The organism is Hongsoonwoonella zoysiae (genome assembly GCF_013266695.1).
Taxonomy (GTDB): domain Bacteria; phylum Pseudomonadota; class Alphaproteobacteria; order Rhizobiales; family Stappiaceae; genus Hongsoonwoonella; species Hongsoonwoonella zoysiae.
This window is the reverse complement of sequence record NZ_JABRXF010000002.1, coordinates 189,022-209,803: the sequence shown is the minus strand read 5'-3', so window position 1 is coordinate 209,803 and position 20,782 is coordinate 189,022. Positions and strand designations below refer to the sequence as shown.

14 protein-coding genes are annotated in these 20,782 nt (G+C 61.7%); 7 read left to right on the top strand and 7 right to left on the bottom strand.

Annotation, left to right across the window (positions count from 1 at the left end; translation table 11 throughout):
• The first annotated feature begins 120 nt into the window (after window positions 1–120).
• Together HPQ64_RS12265 and HPQ64_RS12260 are read left to right on the top strand one after the other, a co-directional pair.
• On the top strand, window positions 121–714 hold the full coding sequence (locus tag HPQ64_RS12265) for a L,D-transpeptidase (protein ID WP_172888795.1): 594 nt from the start codon (window positions 121–123) through the stop codon (window positions 712–714).
• A gap of 255 nt (window positions 715–969) precedes the next feature.
• Entirely contained in the window at window positions 970–1,383 is a 414-nt protein-coding gene (locus HPQ64_RS12260; protein ID WP_172888794.1) for a hypothetical protein, read from the top strand.
• Between the two features lie 86 nt (window positions 1,384–1,469).
• Here the strand turns inward: HPQ64_RS12260 and HPQ64_RS12255 are convergent, their stop codons facing one another.
• The gene (locus tag HPQ64_RS12255; RefSeq protein WP_172888793.1) at window positions 1,470–1,838 is read right to left on the bottom strand and encodes a gamma-butyrobetaine hydroxylase-like domain-containing protein; all 369 of its coding nucleotides are present in this window, start codon (window positions 1,836–1,838) and stop codon (window positions 1,470–1,472) included.
• Between the two features lie 239 nt (window positions 1,839–2,077).
• On the opposite strand from HPQ64_RS12255, the gene moaA reads away from it, so the two are divergent.
• The 4 genes from moaA to HPQ64_RS12235 all read left to right on the top strand — a co-directional run bounded on the left by moaA (window position 2,078) and on the right by HPQ64_RS12235 (window position 5,096).
• Window positions 2,078–3,067, top strand: coding sequence for a GTP 3',8-cyclase MoaA (moaA, locus tag HPQ64_RS12250; protein WP_172889573.1), 990 nt, complete (start codon window positions 2,078–2,080; stop codon window positions 3,065–3,067).
• 6 nt (window positions 3,068–3,073) lie between these two features.
• Window positions 3,074–3,400, top strand: coding sequence for a hypothetical protein (locus HPQ64_RS12245; RefSeq protein ID WP_172888792.1), 327 nt, complete (start codon window positions 3,074–3,076; stop codon window positions 3,398–3,400).
• Between the two features lie 76 nt (window positions 3,401–3,476).
• Window positions 3,477–4,640 (top strand): iron-containing alcohol dehydrogenase, encoded by a 1,164-nt coding sequence (locus HPQ64_RS12240; RefSeq protein ID WP_172889572.1) that lies wholly within the window; start codon window positions 3,477–3,479, stop codon window positions 4,638–4,640.
• Window positions 4,641–4,649: 9 nt separating this feature from the next.
• Window positions 4,650–5,096 (top strand): acyl-CoA thioesterase, encoded by a 447-nt coding sequence (locus HPQ64_RS12235; protein WP_172888791.1) that lies wholly within the window; start codon window positions 4,650–4,652, stop codon window positions 5,094–5,096.
• Window positions 5,097–5,171: 75 nt separating this feature from the next.
• Here the strand turns inward: HPQ64_RS12235 and smpB are convergent, their stop codons facing one another.
• A complete protein-coding gene (smpB, locus tag HPQ64_RS12230; protein ID WP_172888790.1) occupies window positions 5,172–5,651 on the bottom strand; it encodes an SsrA-binding protein SmpB in 480 nt (159 codons plus the stop codon).
• 73 nt (window positions 5,652–5,724) lie between these two features.
• The gene (gene dapA, locus HPQ64_RS12225; protein ID WP_172888789.1) at window positions 5,725–6,603 is read right to left on the bottom strand and encodes a 4-hydroxy-tetrahydrodipicolinate synthase; all 879 of its coding nucleotides are present in this window, start codon (window positions 6,601–6,603) and stop codon (window positions 5,725–5,727) included.
• 231 nt (window positions 6,604–6,834) lie between these two features.
• Between dapA and HPQ64_RS12220 the strand changes: the two genes are divergently transcribed.
• The gene (locus HPQ64_RS12220) at window positions 6,835–7,734 is read left to right on the top strand and encodes an alpha/beta fold hydrolase (RefSeq protein ID WP_172888788.1); all 900 of its coding nucleotides are present in this window, start codon (window positions 6,835–6,837) and stop codon (window positions 7,732–7,734) included.
• Between the two features lie 70 nt (window positions 7,735–7,804).
• Here HPQ64_RS12220 and HPQ64_RS12215 read toward each other — a convergent pair whose 3' ends face one another.
• The 4 genes from HPQ64_RS12215 to HPQ64_RS12200 form a co-directional block, all read right to left on the bottom strand.
• Entirely contained in the window at window positions 7,805–9,097 is a 1,293-nt protein-coding gene (locus HPQ64_RS12215) for a porin (protein WP_172888787.1), read from the bottom strand.
• Between the two features lie 413 nt (window positions 9,098–9,510).
• A complete protein-coding gene (gene pbpC, locus HPQ64_RS12210) occupies window positions 9,511–11,565 on the bottom strand; it encodes a penicillin-binding protein 1C (RefSeq protein ID WP_343035992.1) in 2,055 nt (684 codons plus the stop codon).
• 75 nt (window positions 11,566–11,640) lie between these two features.
• Entirely contained in the window at window positions 11,641–17,160 is a 5,520-nt protein-coding gene (locus HPQ64_RS12205) for an alpha-2-macroglobulin family protein (protein ID WP_172888785.1), read from the bottom strand.
• Between the two features lie 193 nt (window positions 17,161–17,353).
• The gene (locus HPQ64_RS12200) at window positions 17,354–20,404 is read right to left on the bottom strand and encodes a PAS domain S-box protein (protein WP_172888784.1); all 3,051 of its coding nucleotides are present in this window, start codon (window positions 20,402–20,404) and stop codon (window positions 17,354–17,356) included.
• Window positions 20,405–20,782 lie beyond the last annotated feature (378 nt).

Genomic DNA, 20,782 nt, shown 5'->3' with positions numbered 1-20,782 from the left:
ATTGTAAGCGAGCGGCGTGAGTATCTGTCGGGCGCATTGAAGGCGACAAGGCCGCATAAATGCGCTGCGATTGCGCCGAGAGCCGACTGCGGCGACCAGGATTGAGAGAGGTTTTAGGGGATGCGGAAGCTTCTTGGGATTATCGCGGCGCTGGCCGTCACGTTTTCAGCGGCAGAGGCCATGGCGCAGGCCGGCGGTCAATTCTTCGATCCGGTTTCCAAGCAGTGGATCACATACGGCCCATTGCGAGGCGGCAAGTCGCCCATCCGCCGTGAGACGGTCAGATATGACGGCCCCTATGGACCCGGCACGATCATCGTCGATACCGGTGAACGCAGGCTCTATCACGTGCAGCCAGGCGGCAAGGCGACCAAATACGGCGTCGGCGTCGGCCGCGAGGGCTTTCAGTGGGCCGGCACGCATCGCGTCACCCGAAAGGCCGAGTGGCCGGGCTGGACGCCACCCCCGCAGATGCGCGCCCGCGCGGCAGCGAAGGGCCAGACGCTTCCCGCATACATGGAAGGCGGACCGAACAACCCGCTTGGCGCCCGCGCGCTTTACATCGGCTCCACGCTCTACCGCATCCACGGCTCCAACGAACCATGGACGATCGGTACGGCGGTGTCTTCCGGCTGCATCCGGATGGCGAATGAGGATGTCATCCACCTATACAACAACGTCGGTGTCGGTACGAAAGTCGTCGTCCGCCGCTAACGGCACACCGCAGGCAAGCGTTTTCCGAAGGCCGGCCATGCGCCGGCCTTTTTCATGCGATTGCATGAGGAGAATGCAGGATTAAGATTTGCATTTGCTATCGACGGGAATCCGTTGAAGTTGGAAATTTAAAGATTGCGTCGCCAATTCTGAATCGCGTTGGCGGCAAGGATAAGCTCGAGATACTGTTGCCGGAGCAAATTCCGATCGCGAAAGCGACGCCGCTTTTGCGGACAGCGCCCTACGGAGGACGCCTTGCGAACGAAATACCGGATAACCGCTATCGCAATCGCGGCCATGGCCCTCGGCACAGCGCTTGCGCCGCCGGCGAGCGAAAGGGCATTCGCTCAAGACAGGCTTGCGGAGAAGGGGCGGCAGATTTCGCAAGCCCATTGCTCAAGGTGCCACGTCGTCGATCCGGACAACAGGATGGTCGGCATCTCCTCCACCCCTTCCTTCATGATACTGATCAAGGCGCTGGACGACTGGCGCGAGCGCTTCGCGACCTTTCACGCCAGGCTGCCGCACCCCGCGCACGTTCGCTTTGAAGGCGACGCCCCACGCCCGATCGATCTGCCGGCGACGACCGAGGAAGTGATTCTGAAAATCGAAGACATTGAAGCGATAGTGGCCTATGCGGAAGCGCTGGCGGATGATGTGAAGGAATGAAGGGCATGAGCTGCAAGCGGCGGCAGCGCAAGGCGATTTCCGCGGCGGCTGCCCGCTGAAAGGCGAACTGCCCGGTCGGGCCTTGCCTATCTGTCGCGGCTGAGGCCCTTTTCCTCAAGCTCCTTCAGATATCCACCCCATAGCGCCTCGCGCTCGTCCGCGAGTTTCAGAAAATAGTCCCAGGAATAGATGCCGGAGTTGTGAAGATCGTCGAAATGAAGCTTCACGGCGTAATTGCCGACCGGTTCGATCTGCATGATCGCCACATCGCGCTTGCCGGGCACGGTCTTGCGCTGGGAGGGCGAATGGCCCTGAACTTCGGCGGAAGGCGAGCAAACACGCAGATATTCGGCTGAATACTCATGGGATTGCCCGTCGTCAAAGGTGACGGCAAGGACCTTGCGGCCCTTCTTCAGCCGGATTTCGGTCGGCCACGGTTTCTTGCTCTCACTCACTTGAATCGGCTCCTCGACACGTTGAAGGTGACGATAGGCATTCGCCCGCGTCTGGCAAGTGCCGTGAAACCCGTTCGATCATGAATTGACCTATTCGCACAAGACGCTAACCTTCTCGCTAGGATGAAGTTCTTGATGGCGCGGCAGGGAAGCCTGCCGTCCGACCGGAGGAATGTATGGCCAACGGCCCTGAGACCGAAATAAGCGTACCGGGTGGAGACGCGGCGGATGCGACGCCGATGGTCGACCCCTTCGGCAGGCATGTGAGCTACCTGCGCGTATCCGTGACCGACCGCTGCGATTTCCGCTGTGTCTATTGCATGGCGGAAGACATGACCTTTCTGCCGAAGCGCGAGGTCCTGAGCCTGGAAGAACTTGACCGGCTGTGCACCGCCTTCATCGACAAGGGCGTGCGCAAACTGCGCCTGACTGGCGGCGAGCCGCTGGTGAGAAAGAACATCATGAGCCTGGTGCGCAACCTCTCCAGGCACCTGGAAAGCGGCAAGCTTGAAGAACTGACGGTGACGACCAACGGCTCGCAGCTCGCCCGCTTTGCTACCGAGCTTTACGAGTGCGGCGTCAGGCGCGTGAACGTCTCGCTCGACACGATCGACGCGGACCGCTTCAAGGCGATCACGCGCTGGGGCGACCTAGGCAAGGTGATGGACGGCATTCGCGCGGCGACAGAAGCCGGCCTCAAAGTGAAGATCAACATGGTCGCGCTGAAAGGCGTCAACGAACATGAGATCATTCCCATGCTGCGCTGGTGCCACGAACACAGCTACGATCTCACGCTGATCGAGACGATGCCGCTTGGCGAAATCGACGGCGACCGCACGGACCAGTATCTGCCGCTTTCGCTGGTGCGTGCGCGCATCGCCGAAGAATTCACGCTTGAGGACATCCCCTACAAGACCGGCGGGCCGGCCCGCTATGTGGAGGTGAAGGAAACGGACGGACGGCTCGGCTTCATCACGCCGATGACGCATAACTTCTGCGAAAGCTGCAACCGCGTGCGCGTCACCTGCACGGGCATGCTCTACATGTGCCTTGGCCAGGAAGACAGCGCCGACCTTCGCGCCCCCTTGCGCGCCTCCGAAGGTAACGAGCTGCTGCATGCTGCGATCGACGAGGCGATAGGCCGCAAGCCCAAGGGCCACGACTTCATCATCGACCGGCGAACCAAGCAGCCTGCCGTTACCCGCCACATGAGCGTTACCGGGGGGTAATCCGCCATGCACGCCCACTCTCGTCTGGACCGCTGGCCGGCAAGAGTGGGTGCGCTGGTGCTTGCCGTGCTTATCCTCATACTCATGGCCTGGATCGGCCGAAACGACCTGCCGGGCTTTGCCTTGGGGAATGTGAACCTTGGCCTTGCCGGCGGTGTGGAGGGCGTGACCGCGCCGCGGGACGCCAACCCGGAGCTTGCCGCCTGCCTTGAACAGCGCCTGACGGTAGTGGACAAGATGCGGAGCGACGGCATCGTCTCCGACGCGCAATATGAGACCTTCCGCAACCGCGCCATCGCCTTTTGCGAGGCCGAGCACCCGCCGGGCGGCTAACTGCCTCTCCCGCCTCGACAATCGCCGGGCATTCGGGCAATCTGCCGAAAAACCGGAACAGGAGGCCGCTGGCGTGATCGCTCCCTTCACATTCAACACGACCGCCGGAATCACATTCGGAAGCGGTACATCCGCCAAAATCGCCGATCATGCCGGCTTGCTGGGCGAGCGCGTGCTTCTCGTCACCGACAAGGGATTGATCGCAGCCGGCCTTGTGGAGCCGGTGGTGGACAGCCTGAAGGCCGCGGGCATTGCGGTTGAAATATTCGACGAGGTGGCCGCCGACCCGGCGCGTTCGATCGTCATGGCGGCGGCGGAACGCGCAAGCGAAATGAGAGCGACCGGCGTTATCGGCCTCGGCGGCGGATCGTCGCTCGATGTCGCCAAGATCGCTGCCCTTCTGGCGGACAGCGGCGAAGACCTGGACCAGGCCTGGGGCGTTGGTAACGCGAAAGGGCCGCGCCTTCCCTTGATCCTCATTCCCACGACCGCAGGCACGGGCTCCGAAGTCACGCCGATTTCAATCGTGACCGTGGAGGAGGATGAAAAACGTGGCGTCGTTTCGCCCGTCATCTTGCCGGATGTGGCGATCCTCGACCCGGAACTGACGCTCGGCCTGCCCGCCCATGTGACCGCCGCAACCGGCGTTGACGCCATGGTGCATGCAATCGAGGCCTACACCTCGAAATCCGCAAATAACAATCCGCTCTCGCGCGCGCTTGCGATTGAGGCGCTGACGCTCCTTTCCGCCAATATCGAACGTGCGGTTGGCGAAGGAAGCGATATCAACGCCCGTTCCGGCATGTTGCTCGGCTCCATGCTGGCTGGGCAGGCCTTCGCCAATTCACCGGTCGCCGCCGTTCATGCGCTCGCCTATCCGATCGGCGGGCGCTTTCACGTGCCGCACGGGCTTTCGAACGCCCTCGTCCTGCCGCATGTGCTGCGGTTCAATGCGCCGGCCGCAGGTGGCGCCTATGCGGAGCTTGCGCCGCATGTCTTCCCCTCGCTCGGCCTTGGCCGGGTTACGGCCACGCAGGATATTACCGCGCAGTTCATCGAAGAGATTGCCAACCTCAACAAGCGCCTCGGTCTGCAGACCCAACTGCGCGAGGTCGGGATTACGGAAAGCGACCTGCCGCAAATGGCAAGCGACGCGATGAAGCAGACGCGCCTTCTCGTAAACAACCCGCGCGAGGTGAGCGAACAGGACGCATTCGACATCTATCGGGCTGCGTATTAGGAACGCTTGATGAGCCAGAAAGCGACGCCCTTCGCGCGGTCCGACTTCTCCCTCTTCCGGCATATCCCGACCCGGTGGATGGATGTCGATATCTATGGCCACGTAAACAACGTGAATTACCTTAGCTTCTTCGATACCGCCGTGAATGGATGGTTGATTGAGGAAGGCGCGCTGTCGCCCGCGACGTCGGACACCGTGTTTCTGGTGGTCGAGACCGCCTGCCAGTATTTTGCCGAGGTGAATTTTCCCGACACCGTTCACGCTGGCATTCGGGTCGCGCGCCTGGGCCGCTCATCCGTTACCTATGACATCGGGCTTTTTCGCAATGAAGAAACGAGCGCCTGCGCGCAAGGCCGTTTCGTGCATGTGCAGGTGGAGGCGGCAAGCCGCCGACCGGTGGAGATTAGCGGACGCCGACGGGAACTGCTTGAAACGATAAGGTTTTCCGGAAGCTAAGACGCTTGGGCAGGCATCCCGCCCGGCTCGCCCTTCCCCTAAAAATCAACAGCAGGCAAACAGATTATCCACAGGTTAGCCGTGACTTTTCAACAGGCGCGCCTTGTCGCGTTCCCAGTCGCGGCGCTTCAGCGTTTCACGCTTGTCGTGGATCTTCTTGCCGCGCGCCAGAGCCAACTCCAGCTTGGCCGTGCCTTTTTCGTTGAAATAGATTTTCAAAGGCACGAGCGTCTTGCCTTCCTTCTGTATGGCCCCTGCAAGCTTGCCGATTTCACGCTTGTGCATCAGAAGTTTGCGCGGACGGCGCGTTTCGTGGTTGAAACGGTTCGCCTGCAGGTATTCCGGAATATAGGCGTTGTAGAGCCAAAGCTCGCCGCCCTTCTCCGCGGCATAGGATTCCGCGATATTCGAGCGACCCTGACGAAGCGACTTCACCTCCGTTCCCTGAAGCTCGATACCGGCTTCAAAGGTCTGCTCGATCTCGTAGTTGAAACGGGCCTTTCGATTTTCCGCGACGATCTTACGCCCCGTATCGCTTCCTCGCTTGGAACTCATGACAAGCTTCCAGAAACTGCGTCCGACGCGAGTTTACGGCGCCGGACGGACAGTCGTTCCCTGTCCTCCGTCTTCAATTCAAAAGACCCGCATGCTGCATGGCGGAGCGGATCGCACCTTGCGTCGTCTCCGACACCGGCACGAGCGGCAAGCGCAATTCGTTCTCGCCTTTTCCGATCAGCGAGAGCGCATATTTCACCCCCGTCGGGTTCGGCTCGATGAAGAGCGCGTCGTGAAGCGGTGCGAGACGGTCCTGTATCGACAGCGCCTTGGCGAAATCCCCGGCAAGGCAGGCTTCCTGAAATTCGGAGCACAGGGCGGGAGCGACATTCGCCGTAACCGAGATGCAGCCCGTGCCGCCATGGGCGTTGAAGCCGAGCGCGGTAATATCCTCACCCGAAAGCTGCACGAAGTCCGGCCCGCAGGCCGCGCGCTGCTGCGTAACACGGGCCATGTTGGCGGTCGCGTCCTTCACGCCCTTGATATTGCGGGTCGTCTTGAAAAGCTCGGCCATCGTCGCCGGCAGCATGTCGATCACCGAGCGGCCCGGGATGTTGTAGATATAAATCGGAATCCCGACTGCAGCGTCGATTGCCTTGAAATGCGCGATCAGACCGGCCTGGTTCGGCTTGTTATAATAGGGCGTTACGACGAGGATACCGTTCGCGCCGACCTTTTCCGCATGGCGGGCAAAGTCGACCGCCTCTTCGGTGTTGTTGGATCCGGCGCCGGCCATGATCGGCACGCGGCCCGCCGCGGCCTCGATGCAAAGCTCTATGACGCGCTTGTGCTCTTCATGGGTCAAGGTCGGGCTTTCGCCGGTCGTCCCGACCGGGACAAGCCCGTGAGAACCCGATTTTATCTGCCAGTCCACGAAATCCTGGAAACCTTTCTCGTCCACCGCTCCGTTCTTGAACGGCGTGACGAGTGCGGGCATAGATCCCTTGAACATCTGGGTTGTCCTCTTGGAATTGCAGGATTGTCCGTAACCGGCGGCTCGGGATCGGCACAATAGTCGGCGAAACTATCAGGGGCAACAATGATCGGCGCGAATTAACGCCCGAAACGGGAGAAATTCACCCATCCGGCCCATCCAGGACGCACAACCGATTCACTCCGCAGCGCATCGCCATTGTCGCACACTTCCCCTATTGTCGAGAAAAACGGAACCGGGACGTACAGCATGCCGGATAGCGGTGAATCAAGCGAATATGGAGCCGGATGGACCCTGCGCGAATGGCGGGGCAAGGACGGCCTGAGGCTAAGGGCGCGCGACTGGAAGCCAAACACCCTTGCCACCGCGCCTTTGCAAGACATCCTCTGCCTTGCCGGCCTTAGCCGAAACGCACGCGATTTCGATCCGGTCGCGCGGTATCTGTCCGCTCACGGCCACCGCGTCGTCGCGATGGATTATCGTGGGCGCGGCGCGTCGGAGCGGGACCACGCATCGCAGGATTACTCCCTCCCCACCGAAGGTGAGGATATCCTGCTCGGCCTCGAAGCGCTCGGCATCGGCGACTTTTCCGTCATCGGCACATCGCGCGGCGGCATACACGCCATGCTTCTGGCCCTTCAGATACCCGAGCGGGTAAAAGCGATCGTGCTCAACGATATAGGCCCGAAAATCGAATTCCAGGGGCTTTTGCGCCTTTCCACGATCATCGGCAAGACCATGCGCGAGCCTTCAAGGAAAGCGGCCGCTGAACGGCTGAAGTCGACATATGGCGACACCTTCACGCGGATGAACGATGACGACTGGCACGCTTTCGCAAGGCAGCTTTACACCGAGACCGGCGATGGCGTGCAACTTGACTATGACCCTGCCCTCGCCAACACGCTGAACGACCTCAGCTCTGAAGATGTTCCAGATTTATGGCCTATATTCAACAGTCTGCCGGATATTCCTCTTATGATGGTTCATGGAGAAAACTCCGACATACTGACGAATGAAACCGTAGAGAAAGCCCTAGAAGCGCGGCCGGGGATGGCCCTGCTCGAAATTCCGGGCGAAGGCCATGCCCCGCTGCTTTGGGACGAAACGAGCCGAAGCAAGATTCTGTCTTTCCTCGCCGCTACCACCTGAATATCGGTTTTCAAAAGAAAAAGCCCGGCGGTTTACCGCCGGGCTTTCCTCAAATCCTGAAAGGATCCGATCAGAACGTGCGCTGAACGCGGATGATCGCGGAGATCTGATCCTTGTCGCCAGCACCCGAGCTGTAGTCCTGGTTGGAGTACTCGAGCTCCGCACCGATATCGAGACCGGCAACCGGATGCCAGACCAGGTTACCCTGAACGTTCCACTCATCCAGATCCGGAATAATCGAATCGTGGTCATAGCTCAGGTAGCTGGCCGAGAGCGAGCTCGAGAATTCCGGTACCCAGTAGTGGGTGAAGCCGGCGCCAATCGCCCAGGCGTCGGTCAGCTCAAGATCGCCCGTGACCGGGTCCACAACCGCATCGTAGTAGATACCGTTGCCAGCCGCGGCAAAGTTCGAAGCACCCTTGGCGTAAGAACCCTGCAACGAGAAGCTGTCGCCCGGAGCAAGCATCGGCAGGTTGATGGTCACGCCAGCGCCGATCGCCCAGCCGAGCTCGTCGTCCACACCGAAGCCGACAATCGCGTTGTCGGTGTAAACGGAGTGCAGAGCACCCATGATCTGGGCAGAACCCCAACCCTGGTCGACGCGAAGGTTCGCGACGAAGTCAGGAACGCGGTGACCGCCATAACCGTTGGTCACGTTGACGCCAACGGTGACCGAGCTAACAACCGTGGTCAGCGAGCTGGCCGGATAGATAGCGTTACCCGAGCCCACAGCCGTCGTCGACAGGGATGCGATACCAGCGCGGCGGTCGGTTCCGTCTTCGATAGACGCCGAAACCGAGAAGCCGTTGCCGAAGGCGAAGGTGTAACCGAACAGGTTCACCGAGCCGTTATCCGCAAAGCCCTGGTTCTGGACCGAGCCCCAGGCATCGCCCGTGTAGAAGTCGTAGAACGACGCTGCACGACCGGCCGTCAGGCCACCGAACTGGATGAACGCCTTGTCGATGGTGGTGCTGTCACCAGCCGCCGTCGCGCCGTTCGTGGTGTTGGTCCAGTACATTTCCAAGTACGTGCGCAGAAGGCCGTACTCGGTGTTGGTGCGCGAATCGAAACGGGCATAACCGCGAGCGCGGAATGCGGTTCCAACGTCGCTGTCCTCGTCCCAGGCGCTCAGGTTGTGGTTACCGGAATCGCCAAAGTCGTTGAAGCGGAGTTCCGTACGGATACGGCCGCCGATGCGCAGGCAGGTTTCAGTGCCCGGAATGTAGAAGAAGCCGGTGCCGAAAGCGTCGCAGACGCGAACGTAATCGACGGGCTCCGGAGCCACCGGAAGATCGGCAGCCTGAGCGCCCGATGCAGCGAGAGCAGCTGCAGAAGCGCCGAGCAGAATGCTCTTAATTTTCATGTCCTGACCTCCAAATCAGTCAATCATGGAGTCTGGTGTGCGCTTGCACGAATGAGTTCCAGAACTCCGTCCCCGCGAATTTCCTCTGAACCCTACCCAGCGGAGGTTGGACGTCCGTGGCAGGCAAATCAGATGCGGCATCGCTGCCGCTCGCAAGATCGACCATACGCAACGGGAGTTATGGTTCAACTGCGGAATGGCCTGCGAAAGCCTCTCGCAGCTCTTTCAAATCTTGGTGTTGCACCAAAGTCACGAAACGGGAGGTCAGATTTAAGAAGCTGTTTAGAAATGGGGCTCTTTTGGGGTCCCAACCGCTGTTGAAAGGTTGCCACAAAGAACTTCCGTGACGGGAATCACAGCCGCCGACGCGACTCGTCCAACATCATCCACAGGCGTGAAGGGGAATCGATTCTTCACCTGAGATCGACGCTGACACGGGCCGACCTGCCATGGCGGTCAACGACCGCGATCGTGGAAAGTCCGGGTCCGTCCGGCATCCATGAGAAGGATTTTTCGCGACTTCCCCGCGCAACCGGGCGGCCATTCGCGTATAGGGCGAACGGCGGGGTGCCCCGGCGAAGCTTGACGACGAGCGGGGCGGCAGACTCGCGGTCTTTCATGCCGAGGTCCAGAAGCGCGCCGTCGGGCGGGAAAGCGATCTCCGGCCCTGACCCGCGTTCAAGGGCGCTTTTGCGTTTGCCCACGCGCGCATATTTCAACGGTGGCGGAAGCGACTGCGCATGCGCCGTGAGCACGCCCTCGGGCTTTTCGCGAAGCGGGTGGCGTTCTGGCCCGAGCCTTTGAAAGGCCTCCGACAGGATAGGCGCCGCTGTCTCATATCCCGAAATTCCGGGTATCGGCGTGCCGTCGGCGCGCCCGGCCCAGACCGCCACCACATGGCGGCCGTCAAAACCGACCGCCCAGGCATCACGATGCCCGTAAGATGTGCCGGTCTTGTAGGCGATACCGCCCGCAGGCGCGTTTCGCGGCAAAGGCGTGCCGCTCAATATGTCGCCGACGTACCAGGCAGCCGCCTCTTCCAGCACCCGCAGACCTGAAAAAGGCTCGGGCGCCGCGCGGCCGTGCTCGATAAGCTTCACCGAGCGCCCTCCATTCGCCAAAGCCGCGTAAAGCCCTGCCAGATCCCGCAGACTGACGCCAACCCCGCCGAGAGCGACCGCAAGCCCCGGGGCCTCCTCCCCCGCGAGACTGGCGCTGACGCCCGCAAGACGCAGCCGGCTCATGATCGCGGGCGCGCCGACCGCCTCCATAAGTTTCACCGCCGGAACATTCAGGGATAGCTGCAAGGCTTCACGCACCGTGACCGTGCCTTGAAAGGTCCGGTCGAAATTCGTCGGGCTGTATCCGTTCACCGACGACGGGCGATCCTCGACGTAGCTTTCGGGATGGGCAATCCCTTCCTCGAAGGCGAGACCATATATAAGAGGCTTCAAGGTCGAGCCCGGAGAGCGCACGGCCTTTGTCATATCCACATGGCCGCGGCGACTTTCCTCCAGAAGCCCCGCCGAGCCGACACGCGCGAGAATCTCGCCGCTCGTGTGGTCGGCAACGAGAATCGCGACCGAGGCATTCGGCGCGAGCGCGGCGGCCCGGCGCCTCGCCAGATTTTCCTGCGTTTCCTGCAAGCCCGCATCAATCGTCAGCCGAACGACCGATGCTTCGGGTTCACGCAGGATGGCGTCACGCGCGGCGTGGGCGGCGAGAAGCGGAACATCGCGGCGGCGCGTCGGCACAGATTCGCGCCTTGCGGCTGCCGCTTCCTCCGCCGTCACCACGCCTGCCGTCACCATCCTGTCGAGCACGCGGTCGCGGGCCTGCCTCGCCGCCTTGCGGTGCCTGTCGGGCCGCCTTGCTTCCGGCGATTGAGGCAGCGCAACGAGAAGGGCCGCTTCCGCCGCCGTCAGCCGAGCGGGCTCCTTGCCGAACCATGCAAGGCTTGCGGCACGCACACCTTCTAAATTGCCGCCGAAGGGCGCACGCAGAAGATAAAGCGACAGAACCTCGTCCTTGGTTAGCGCGCGTTCGAGCGCCAATGCATCGACAATCTGCCCGAGCTTGGCGGCGAGCGTGCGTGTCGGCTTTTCCTTCAGGAGACGCGCCACCTGCATCGTCAGCGTCGAGCCGCCCGAGACGATCCCGCCGCTGCCCGCGGCCTGCACCGCTGCGCGGGCAAGCGCGCGCGGATCGACGCCGGAATGAGTATCGAACCGCCGGTCCTCATAGGCCTTCAGCATTGCCAGATAACGCGGATCGACATCCTCAAGCGCAACGGGAAGGCGCCATTTGTCATCATTCGTCTGAAAAGCGCGCAGCAGTTTTCCGTTACGGTCCAGCACATGACGGGAAACGGCGATTCCACCGGCGTGCCCAAGCGGATCGGCCTGCCTGACCTCACCGGCAAGCCAGATACCGCCACCGAGCGTAACCGTCAGGCAGAGGCCGAGCACGACTGCACCGGCAGGGAGGCAGCGCCTCCACCCTTCCCTTCGCAACAAGCCTGCAACCCGGCCCTGAACCATCGCCTATCTCACCGGCCCGAGCACCTCGAAAGTGCCGCTTGCCGTGCGCGCGGCGAACTGCGGCTGATACATATCCTCCACCGTCGCCGGGGGATGGGCAAAGACGCCGGGCGAAGCGGCACGCGCCATGTAGGCGAACGTATAGCCGTCGCCGTTTGCACGCTGCTGGTCGAAGGCGACGACGAAGCGGTCGTCCCGGAATTCGGAATGCTCGACCTCGCTCATCGGATCCAGCCAGTCGAGCGCACCGACGTCGCCGGCGCGTACGAGCCTCGGATTGTCGATGGCAAGGCCTGCCGGCAACCGGTCGACGACGAGAAGGCGCCCGTTTTGAAGCAGAGTGCTTTCCACCGATACCACGACGACAAGGCGCGTGTTTTGAGGAACCGCCCGCCCTTCAATACGGTTTCCGTCGAGATCATAAATCTCGCGCGAAATCGTGAAGCCTTCGCCGCCCGCAGGTTCCGGTTCCTCGGGCTTGCCAGTCACCGATATGACGATTTCGGCAGGTTCGCCGCCCGCATTTTCCACCTCGATCGTGCGGCCTGAGAGCATTTCACCTGTAAAGCGCTCCATCAGCACACCGGTGGCCGAGCGCCCGTCCACCCGCAGTTCCGCATCGCGGGCGGTTTCGCGCAGCTCATGCGCGGCCATCAAAAGCCAGGCCATTTCCTGCGTGGAGAAGGATCGATCCTCGTTCTGGCGGTCGGCGACGAAAGAGACGAGCCCGCGCTCATCGAGCGTGCCGATATTGACTTCGGCCATATAAGAAAGAATGCCTGCACCATCGCGCAAGGAAGTTCCGAAGTCACTTCGCAACGTGGCGGCGGGCTCTGCCTCCAACTGCTGGACGGCATCACGGAAGGCGCGTTCGGCACGCTCCGTCTCGCCGTAAAGCGCGAGTCCCGCCCCCACTTGCGCCTTGGCGAGAGGCGTTGCGAAATCGCCGAGCTTTTCATCGGCGAAATATCGCAGATCGCCGATCGACGCCCGGCCCGAGCGCGCCAGCACGTAAAGTCCGTAGGCGATCCCCTCGCCCCCGTCCGGGAAGTCGGAGGCATAGGCGATCCGGTTTTCAATGTTGTCGAGCGCGTTTTTCAACGGCCTTTCCGGGATCGGGTAGCCACGCTCGCCTGCCCTCAAGAGGAAGTCGGTGACATAGGCATCAAGCCATATGTCGCTGCTTCCGAAGCTCGACCACAGCCCGAAGGAACCGTTGGAACTCTGGTTGGCGAGCACGCTCGATATGGCGCCTTCGACACGCTCGCGAATGCCGCTTTCCGTTTCGAGACCGGCGGCAACCGCCATCTCGTTCAGATAAACAAGCGGAAGCGCGCGGCTCGTCACCTGTTCCGTGCAGCCATAGGGGTAACGGTCGAGCTGGTTCAAAAGGCCCGCAATGTTGATGCGCGCCGTATTGCCCTCGGAAACGCTCACCAGGGCTGAGCCAGGCTTCAGCCCGGAAATCGTTGCCGTGTCGAGCACCACCTTGCCCGATGGCGGAATGGCCACGAAGGAGCGGCGCGTAATATTCGGATTGTTGTCGCGAACGCCCAGCGCAAGGCGCTTTTCGGCGAGTATACCGCCCGGCCCCGCCACGGTGAGGTTGAGTTCACCGTCGCCTTCCTCGTTCGTTGCGCGCAACGGGACGATGACCGTCTCACGCTCGCCCTGCCCAAGTGCCAGCGTGCGCGATGCGCCATCCGACAGGACGAGAGGGCCGCTGACGCTCGCCCGGAAGGTATAATCAGCCGCGTCTCCTTCCACATTGTCGAGTTCGACAAGAAGGCGCGAACGGTCGCCGGGCGCGAGGAATCGCGGGCTGCTGGCCGTCATCACCAGGGGATCGCGCACGATCACGTCCCGCTCGGCACTGCCGACACCCGATTTGGACCAGGCGACCGCCATCAGGCGGATAGTGCCGTTGAAATCCGGAATATCGAAGGCAACCGGAGCGCGCCCGTTTTCATCGACCACGACGACGCCTGAGAAGAGAGCCACCGGCTCTTCCTGTGGCGGGGGAGCATCTAGCCTGAGGCCCATGCCGTCGCCGCCGGAGCGCACGCGACCGCGCGTGCCGGCGGTTCGGTCGATCAACTGGCCGTAAAGGTCGCGGATTTCCGTGCCGAGCCTGCGCTGGCCGAAATACCAGTCCTTCGGATCCGGCGTTTCGTAACCGGTCAGGTTCAGGATGCCGACATCGACGGCGGCAAGCGTGACGAAGGCACTCTCCCCTGCGCCAAGGTTGTCGATTTCAAGGTCCACCTCCATCGTGGACCGCGGGCGCATCTTCCCAGGCGCGTCGATGGAAACCGAAAGCGCCCTTTCTCCCGGATCGACGCTCAGCCATTCAACGCCCAGCGCGCGGGCCGGCATGCGCCTGGCTTCCATATCCATCGGCCTGTAGAGGGAGACCGTTACATAGGCTCCGGCACCCCAGTCGGCCGTCACATCAAGCGCAATTTCCGCCTGATCGCCGGAAACCTCCACCACCTTGCGCTCAATCAGCCTGTCCGACATCACGTTGACGACCGCCGTGCCGTCGAAACGCGGTTTCAGGCGCAGGATGGCCGTATCACCGATCCGGTATTTCGCCTTGTCGAGGCCGACTTCCAACACATCCGGCGTTTCGGAACCTGCCGAGGAGACATACCAGCCGGCGCTGAAGGTGACGCTCGTCGCCATCGGCGTGGCGCTGTCGGACACGATTTCGAGGCGATACTGCCCCCAGTCAACGGGAACGGCGAGGCGTGCCGGATCATCCGGGGAAACATCGAGCGTGCCGCTTGCCACGCGGCTTGTCGTGGTGATCGGTTCGAAAGACCAGCGCCCGTCGAGGCGGTACCACTGATACCGGCGGTCGAGCTTCAGGAGCGACCATTCCAGGCCCTTCGCCGCGATGCGCTCGCCATCGCGCGAGACGACTATAACGTCGACCTCCGCCGGCCCGCCCTCATCGACGCCGCCATCGAACGCCGGTTTGATGCCGATGCGCGGACCGTCGGCGACAAGAGGCAGTTCCAAACGCCGCTCGACGAAACGCCCGCCAGCCTCCACAAGCCGTGCGACGATCTCGGCCTGATAAAGCGCACTTGTCTCGGCAAGATCGGGAAGCACGGGGGAGAATGAAAGATTGCCTTGCGCATCCGTCGCCACGCCGTCGGCCAAGGGTTCACGCGCGGCATAAACCTCTTCATCCTCAAGGCCGAATTCATATCCCTGCCAGTCTGGCATATGCCGTGTGGGGCTTACGATCGTCTCGCCTTCCAGCCGCTGACCCGACGCGGGAGCGCCGTAAAGAAACTTCGCGGAGACCGAGATTTCAGGCGGATTACGCGGGTCGATTGTGTCTGCCGCAGTCTCAAGGGCGAAGTCGACACGCTCGGGCTGATAGTCCTCGACCAGGAAGCTTTTCTCCGCAAGCGCCTTGCCTTCCGGGTCGGCGAAAATGCGCAATGTCCAGGTGCCCTGCTGGATCGAAGGCGGCAGGGGGAGAGAATGCGCACGCCCGCCAAGCCCTTCGTCGCCCACCTGTACGCGGCTGTGCTCGACACCGTCCGGGCGCAGAAAAACGAAGGTGAGCGGCAAGTCATCCAACGCCACGGCCCTGTCGTCACGGACGATCGCCGCGGCATGGACCGTTTCTCCGGGGCGATAAACGCCGCGTTCGGTCCACGCGAAAATATCGATCGGCCCGGCGGCAGACCTGCCTTCAACTCCGCGGTCGCCCAGGTCGAAGGCGGGCTTGGTCAGATCGAGAAATGCGTAATCACCAGCATTCGTCTCGGCCACGAGAAGCGCCGGCGCAAGCCCGCCCGTGCCCCTCAAGAGGCCGGGTGCGAAACGGGCCAGACCATCGTTGTCGCTCACCGTCTCACCCAGAATTTCATTATTGAGGGCGACAAGGCGCACACTTGCCTGCCCGACCGCTTTCGCCGTGGCGAGCGAACGCACGGACGCGGTCAACCCGTCGCTTGCGGAATAGGTGGTGAGGCCCAAATCGGAAACGATGAACCATTGCGTCGCCCACGGCCCCCACTGGTTCTTGACATCGGTTCCGGCGCGCGCCGTCATCGCGTAGACGCCGGGCTTCGAATCAATGCCGATGGCGGCGAGCGGAATTGCCGTCGTGACGTCCTTGTTGAGGTCCGGTTCCACCTCGACAACGCCATTCCAGACGGCCTCACCGTAGTCGCTTCTGATCTGATCGGCCTGATACGAATTAAGCTGTGCCAGGAATTTGCGGTCGCGCAATGCGGAGGCAAGCGCCCTGTCGCCGATGCGGTAGATCTCCGCCTCCACTTCTTCCGCATTCACGGAAACGACCGGAATCGTCGCATCTTCACCAGCAGGCAGGACGTATGACCGCCCAAGGAAACGCGCTGTAGGTTCGCGGTCACGTACGTAAACGGAGAGATCGGCAGATTTCTGAAGCTTTTCGCCTTCGGCCGAGGGCAGGCCTTCTCTCACGAGAATTCCATATCGCCGACCGTGCGCGACACCGTCTATGCAAACCTGCGCCCCCTCGCTCTCCACCGCGAAGGGGCCTTCTCCCGTCACCTTGACGAAGGGCGACATATCGGCGGCGCGCGGCAGCGTTTCGGAGAAGACGATGCAGATGCGCGGGATCGCCGCGTCGGAATCGACCTGATGATCGAGAATGCGAAAGCCGTGCTCGGCCACGATCCGCTCGTAGCGCTCCCGCAAACCCGGCCGCTCGTCGATTGCAAGCGCCAGCCGCCATGCCTTGATCGCCGGTTTCCACGCCTGCCGCCTGGACAGTGCGGTGCCGACAAGATCAAGCGCCCGCGCGCGTTCGATATCCGTTTGAGACCGCAAATAGGCATTGATCGCCGCCGACGAACCAAGCTCGTAAACCTCGGTCTGCTCCTGCCAGTTCTGAGGGTTTTGCGCGATCAATGACGCGGTATAACCCGCCCACAGGTCGAACGCGGCCGGCTCCAGCGCCAACGCCTGGGCGAACATGCGCTGGGCGGCCTTGTAATCCTGCGCATCAAACGTCGCCCGCGCCGCCGCCGTGAGATCGGAAATTGTGCCGCCCCCCGTATCGTACTGGCGCGGTATGCGCCGCGACAGCCGCTTCGCTTCCTCGATGAACGGCCGGGGCACGAACGAAAGTTCCCCCTCGCGCTCATCCAGCGATACCTTGGCGACATCCCTGATTTCCACGACACGGCCTGCCACCGCGCCGTCGAAAGCGCGCAAGTCGCCAATATCCGATTTCAGGAAGCACCAGCGCGCATCGACGTTATAGGTGAATGCGCGGCACATACCGTTGGCAAGGCAAGCCGCCTTGCAGGCTTCAAGGTCGATTTCCTTCAGCGTCTGGAAATCCGCGCCGAAATAATCCGCCCCCTCCACCGTGACGATGCGCCGTTCGTCCGCCTGCCCTGGAGCAGCGGCGAGAAAAAAGATGCCCGCCAGAAGCCCGGCGGCACCAATTTCGAATGTCTTTCGGAAGAAACCTCCTGGCGAGGGTGCGATGGCTGAAATCTCAAACATGGCAAACCTCCCGAAAGAAAGCAGGCGCGCGCGCCATAAACAGGAATTGTACCGCAAAACAGGACGACAGACCCTGCGTCAGGAGTTTACGCAATCATGCCGCAGGCTGGGCCGCAAGGGTGGAGGGCTCTTTGCGTAAAGCTACCGACGCGATCCGGCGGGCATAGGGTCTGGCCCCATCCTGGAGCCGCCTTCAATGTGCCGCGACCCGGCGCCGCCTGGTCTTTTCGACCGCGTCTTTATCCTGTTCGCGATCCCTCGTCTCATCCCGGCATTCATCCACCGCCTGGCGAAGCGCCGATACCGTACGTTCTATCAGCGAGACAAGCTCGGGCACTTTTTCAAACACCTTGCGGTCCTCATCCAACGCTGCGCGGTTGACGGTATCCGAAAGCGAGAAAAGGGCAGCAGCACCGAATGTGCCTGCAAGAGAGCTCAAGACGTGGCTTGCGCGCTCGACGCAATCCAGATCTTCGCCGGCGTTCCTGAGGTCCTCGGCATGGGACAACAGATCGCTCTCACATTGATACAGCACCCTTGCGCAAGCGGCATCCGAGAGATTGTCGATCACTCCTTGCAGAACCGAGATATCGACCAGGGGCAGGGTCATCGGCCGTTCGCGCATCCGCCGGTTCGAGGTGGCAAGCGCCTGTGAAAGATGGCTCCTGAGTTCCGCCGAATTCACGGGCTTCGTAAGAAAGTCGCTCATCCCGGCCTGGAGAACCCGGTCCCTTTCCTCGGAAAAAGCATGCGCCGTCAGCGCAATGATGGGAACTCTCGCCATCTCGTCGCCGCGCGAGCGGATCTTGGCGGTCGCCGCCACGCCATCCAGCACCGGCATGGAAACATCCATGAGAATGACGTCGTAGCTTTCGCGGTCCAGCCGCTCGATAGCCTCCGCCCCGTTCGAGACCACATCGACTTCGCATCCCCAGCGCTGCAGAAGGTCGGATGTGATCATGCGGTTGGTGTCATTGTCCTCCGCCAGCAGAACCCGGGCACCTTTGAGAGAATAAGCCGGGGCATCTACGTTCGCCCCCTCGGGCTCCGCTTCTTTTTCGGGCGCGGGCGCAAGATCGAGTTCGAAGGCGAACCGGCTGCCCCTGCCCTCTTCGCTATCGAGCGAAATACGCCCGCCCATTCCGTCGACGAGTTCCCGGCAAATGGTAAGGCCGAGACCGACGCCGTCCATGACGCCCGCCGAAACCGTCTCAAGCGTGGTGAACTTCTGGAACACGCTGTCTCGCATATCGTCCGGTATGCCGGGGCCCGTGTCCGAAACCTCGAAACGGAGCCTCACGCCATCGCCGTTTTCAGGCTTGCCCGTCACCCGCAGTTCCACAACCCCTTCGGATGTAAACTTGATCGCGTTGCCGACGAGATTGATCAGCACCTGGCGAATGCGCCCGACATCGCCCATAAGGCCCGTAGGCAGCGCGCCATCGACATGGACGGCAAGCTTCAACCCCTTGTTTTGCGCAGGCACCGCAAAGAGGTCGCGCACGCCGAAGACGAGCGGGCGCAGGAAGAAAGGCTTGTCCTGGAATTCAAGCCGGTTAGCCTCGACACGGGAAAGGTCCAGAATATCGTTGAGGATGTTGAGAAGCGCATCCGCCGAATTTGCCGCAGCGCGAACATATTGCTGCTGGACGGGCGTCAACTGGCTATCCTTCAAGAGGTCGAGGATGCCTGTGACGGCGTTGAGCGGTGTGCGGATTTCGTGGCTCATCATGGCCAGGAAGTTCGCCTTGGCGAGATTGGCGTCCTCGGCCCTTGCCTTCGCTTCTTTCAGCGCAAGCGTTTTGGCACGCTCTTCCGTCACGTCGCGCGCAAAGCCGATCAGCAGTTTTCCGTTCGGGCCGGTCGCCACATTCATCGCAAGCTCACAAAGAAACTCCGATCCGTCCTTGCGTGCCGCCTTGGCATGAACGCGCTGGCCGGGATCTTTGCCCGGCTCTTTCTGCAGGATAGCCCGGAACCGGCGTTCGGCGTCCGCGCGGTGGCGCTCGGGCACCAGCATTTCGACGATCGATTTGCCGACGATTTCCGAACGCTCGTACCCGGTGATCCGTTCCGCCGCCGGATTGAAATCGACGACATTGCAATTCTCGTCGAGGATCGCGATCGCATCGAGCGCGCTCGTCACCATGGCGCGGGCCCGCGCCTCGCTGCGCTCCAGCGCCTCCTGACGATGCTTGAGTTCGGTAATGTCGATGCGGAAACCCACGGTTCGCCCGTCCGGCGTCCGGCGTTCGAAAACGCGCAGCCAGCGTCCGTCGTCAAGAAGCTGCTCGATCGGCTCTTGCGGCGGATGACGGTGCATCTCAAGCCGCTTTTCGATCCAGCCTTCCGGATCGTCGCTGGCGTCGGCGTATTGCCCGCGCCTGACGCCCTCGCGGATGATCTCGTCAAAGTGCATGCCAGGCTGCAGCAGGTCGGCGCTCGTAACGTATAGCTCGCGATATCGGTCGTTGCAGATCACCAGGCGATCGTTCTCGTCATAGAGTACAAAGGCATCCGGCAGGAATTCGATCGCCTCGCGAAGCTGCCGCTCCACCTCGCGAAGCTTCGCCTCCGTCGCCTTTCGCTCGCTGACGTCGCGCAAAAGGCCGGCGAACAGCCGCCGGCCTCCGAACTTGTATTCGGTAAGCGAAATATCGAGCGGAAAATCCTCCCCATCGACGCGCCTGCCGTCGGCTTTCAGGCTGATGGCCGCCCCCGAAACGGGAGGTTTTGCCGCAAGAACCTTGAGAAGATCGCGCCTGTCCGGCGGCACGAGACTTGAAATGTTGCAGCCGACGAGATTGGCGGCACTTTGCTTGAACATCTTTTCGATCGCCGGATTGACGAATTCGATCGTCCCGTCCTCATCGAAAGTGACGAGCCCTTCGCCCATCCAGTCGAGAATTGCCTGGAGCCGGGCTTCCCGGTCTTCCGCGCGCCGGCGCGGGATATCCGGATCGCGCAGAAGGTCGCGTTGCGAACCTTGCACGCGCCGTCTTTCCCTGCCACCGCCCAGAAGAATAGCGAGATAGGAGACAATCGCGGCGGGAACGGCATAGATGGCCACGCCGGCAAACAATGGCAGCACACCGGCGCGCGCCCCGCCCCGAGAGACGTCGAAACCGGGGTCGAGTGCCGCCCGCAGCAGCAAAACGAGGGCGCAATGGGCCAGTACCAGCAACAGGAAAAGCCCGACATGGCGCGCGAAAAAAATTCGGGTTGGCCCGTTTGGACTGGTCAATGCGTGAACCTCGCCGCGGATGCCTTACCGGCCATAGTAATTCGATGTGGGGCGGATGCGAAGCGAGAACCGGCTTTCGACGGAAATTGCGAATTGCAAAGGTAAATTCCTTTGCAAAATGCAAATAGTACCTGTTCTGGCCTACCTGGAATATTCACCCAAGCGAACCATAACTCTCTGATTCCAATATTAGTTTTTGATTTTTACTGGATAAATGACATTCCGGCCTGCCAAAATAGGCGATGGCACGGGAATTGAATGCTTGGCCGTATTCGCGACGAAGAGGCCCTGCTGAATGGTCAGCTCAGCAAAAGGGCCCGGCGCGATACGTTCCGCGACGCCCCATTGACCAGAATGTCGCGGAGCAAACTAAAAGCG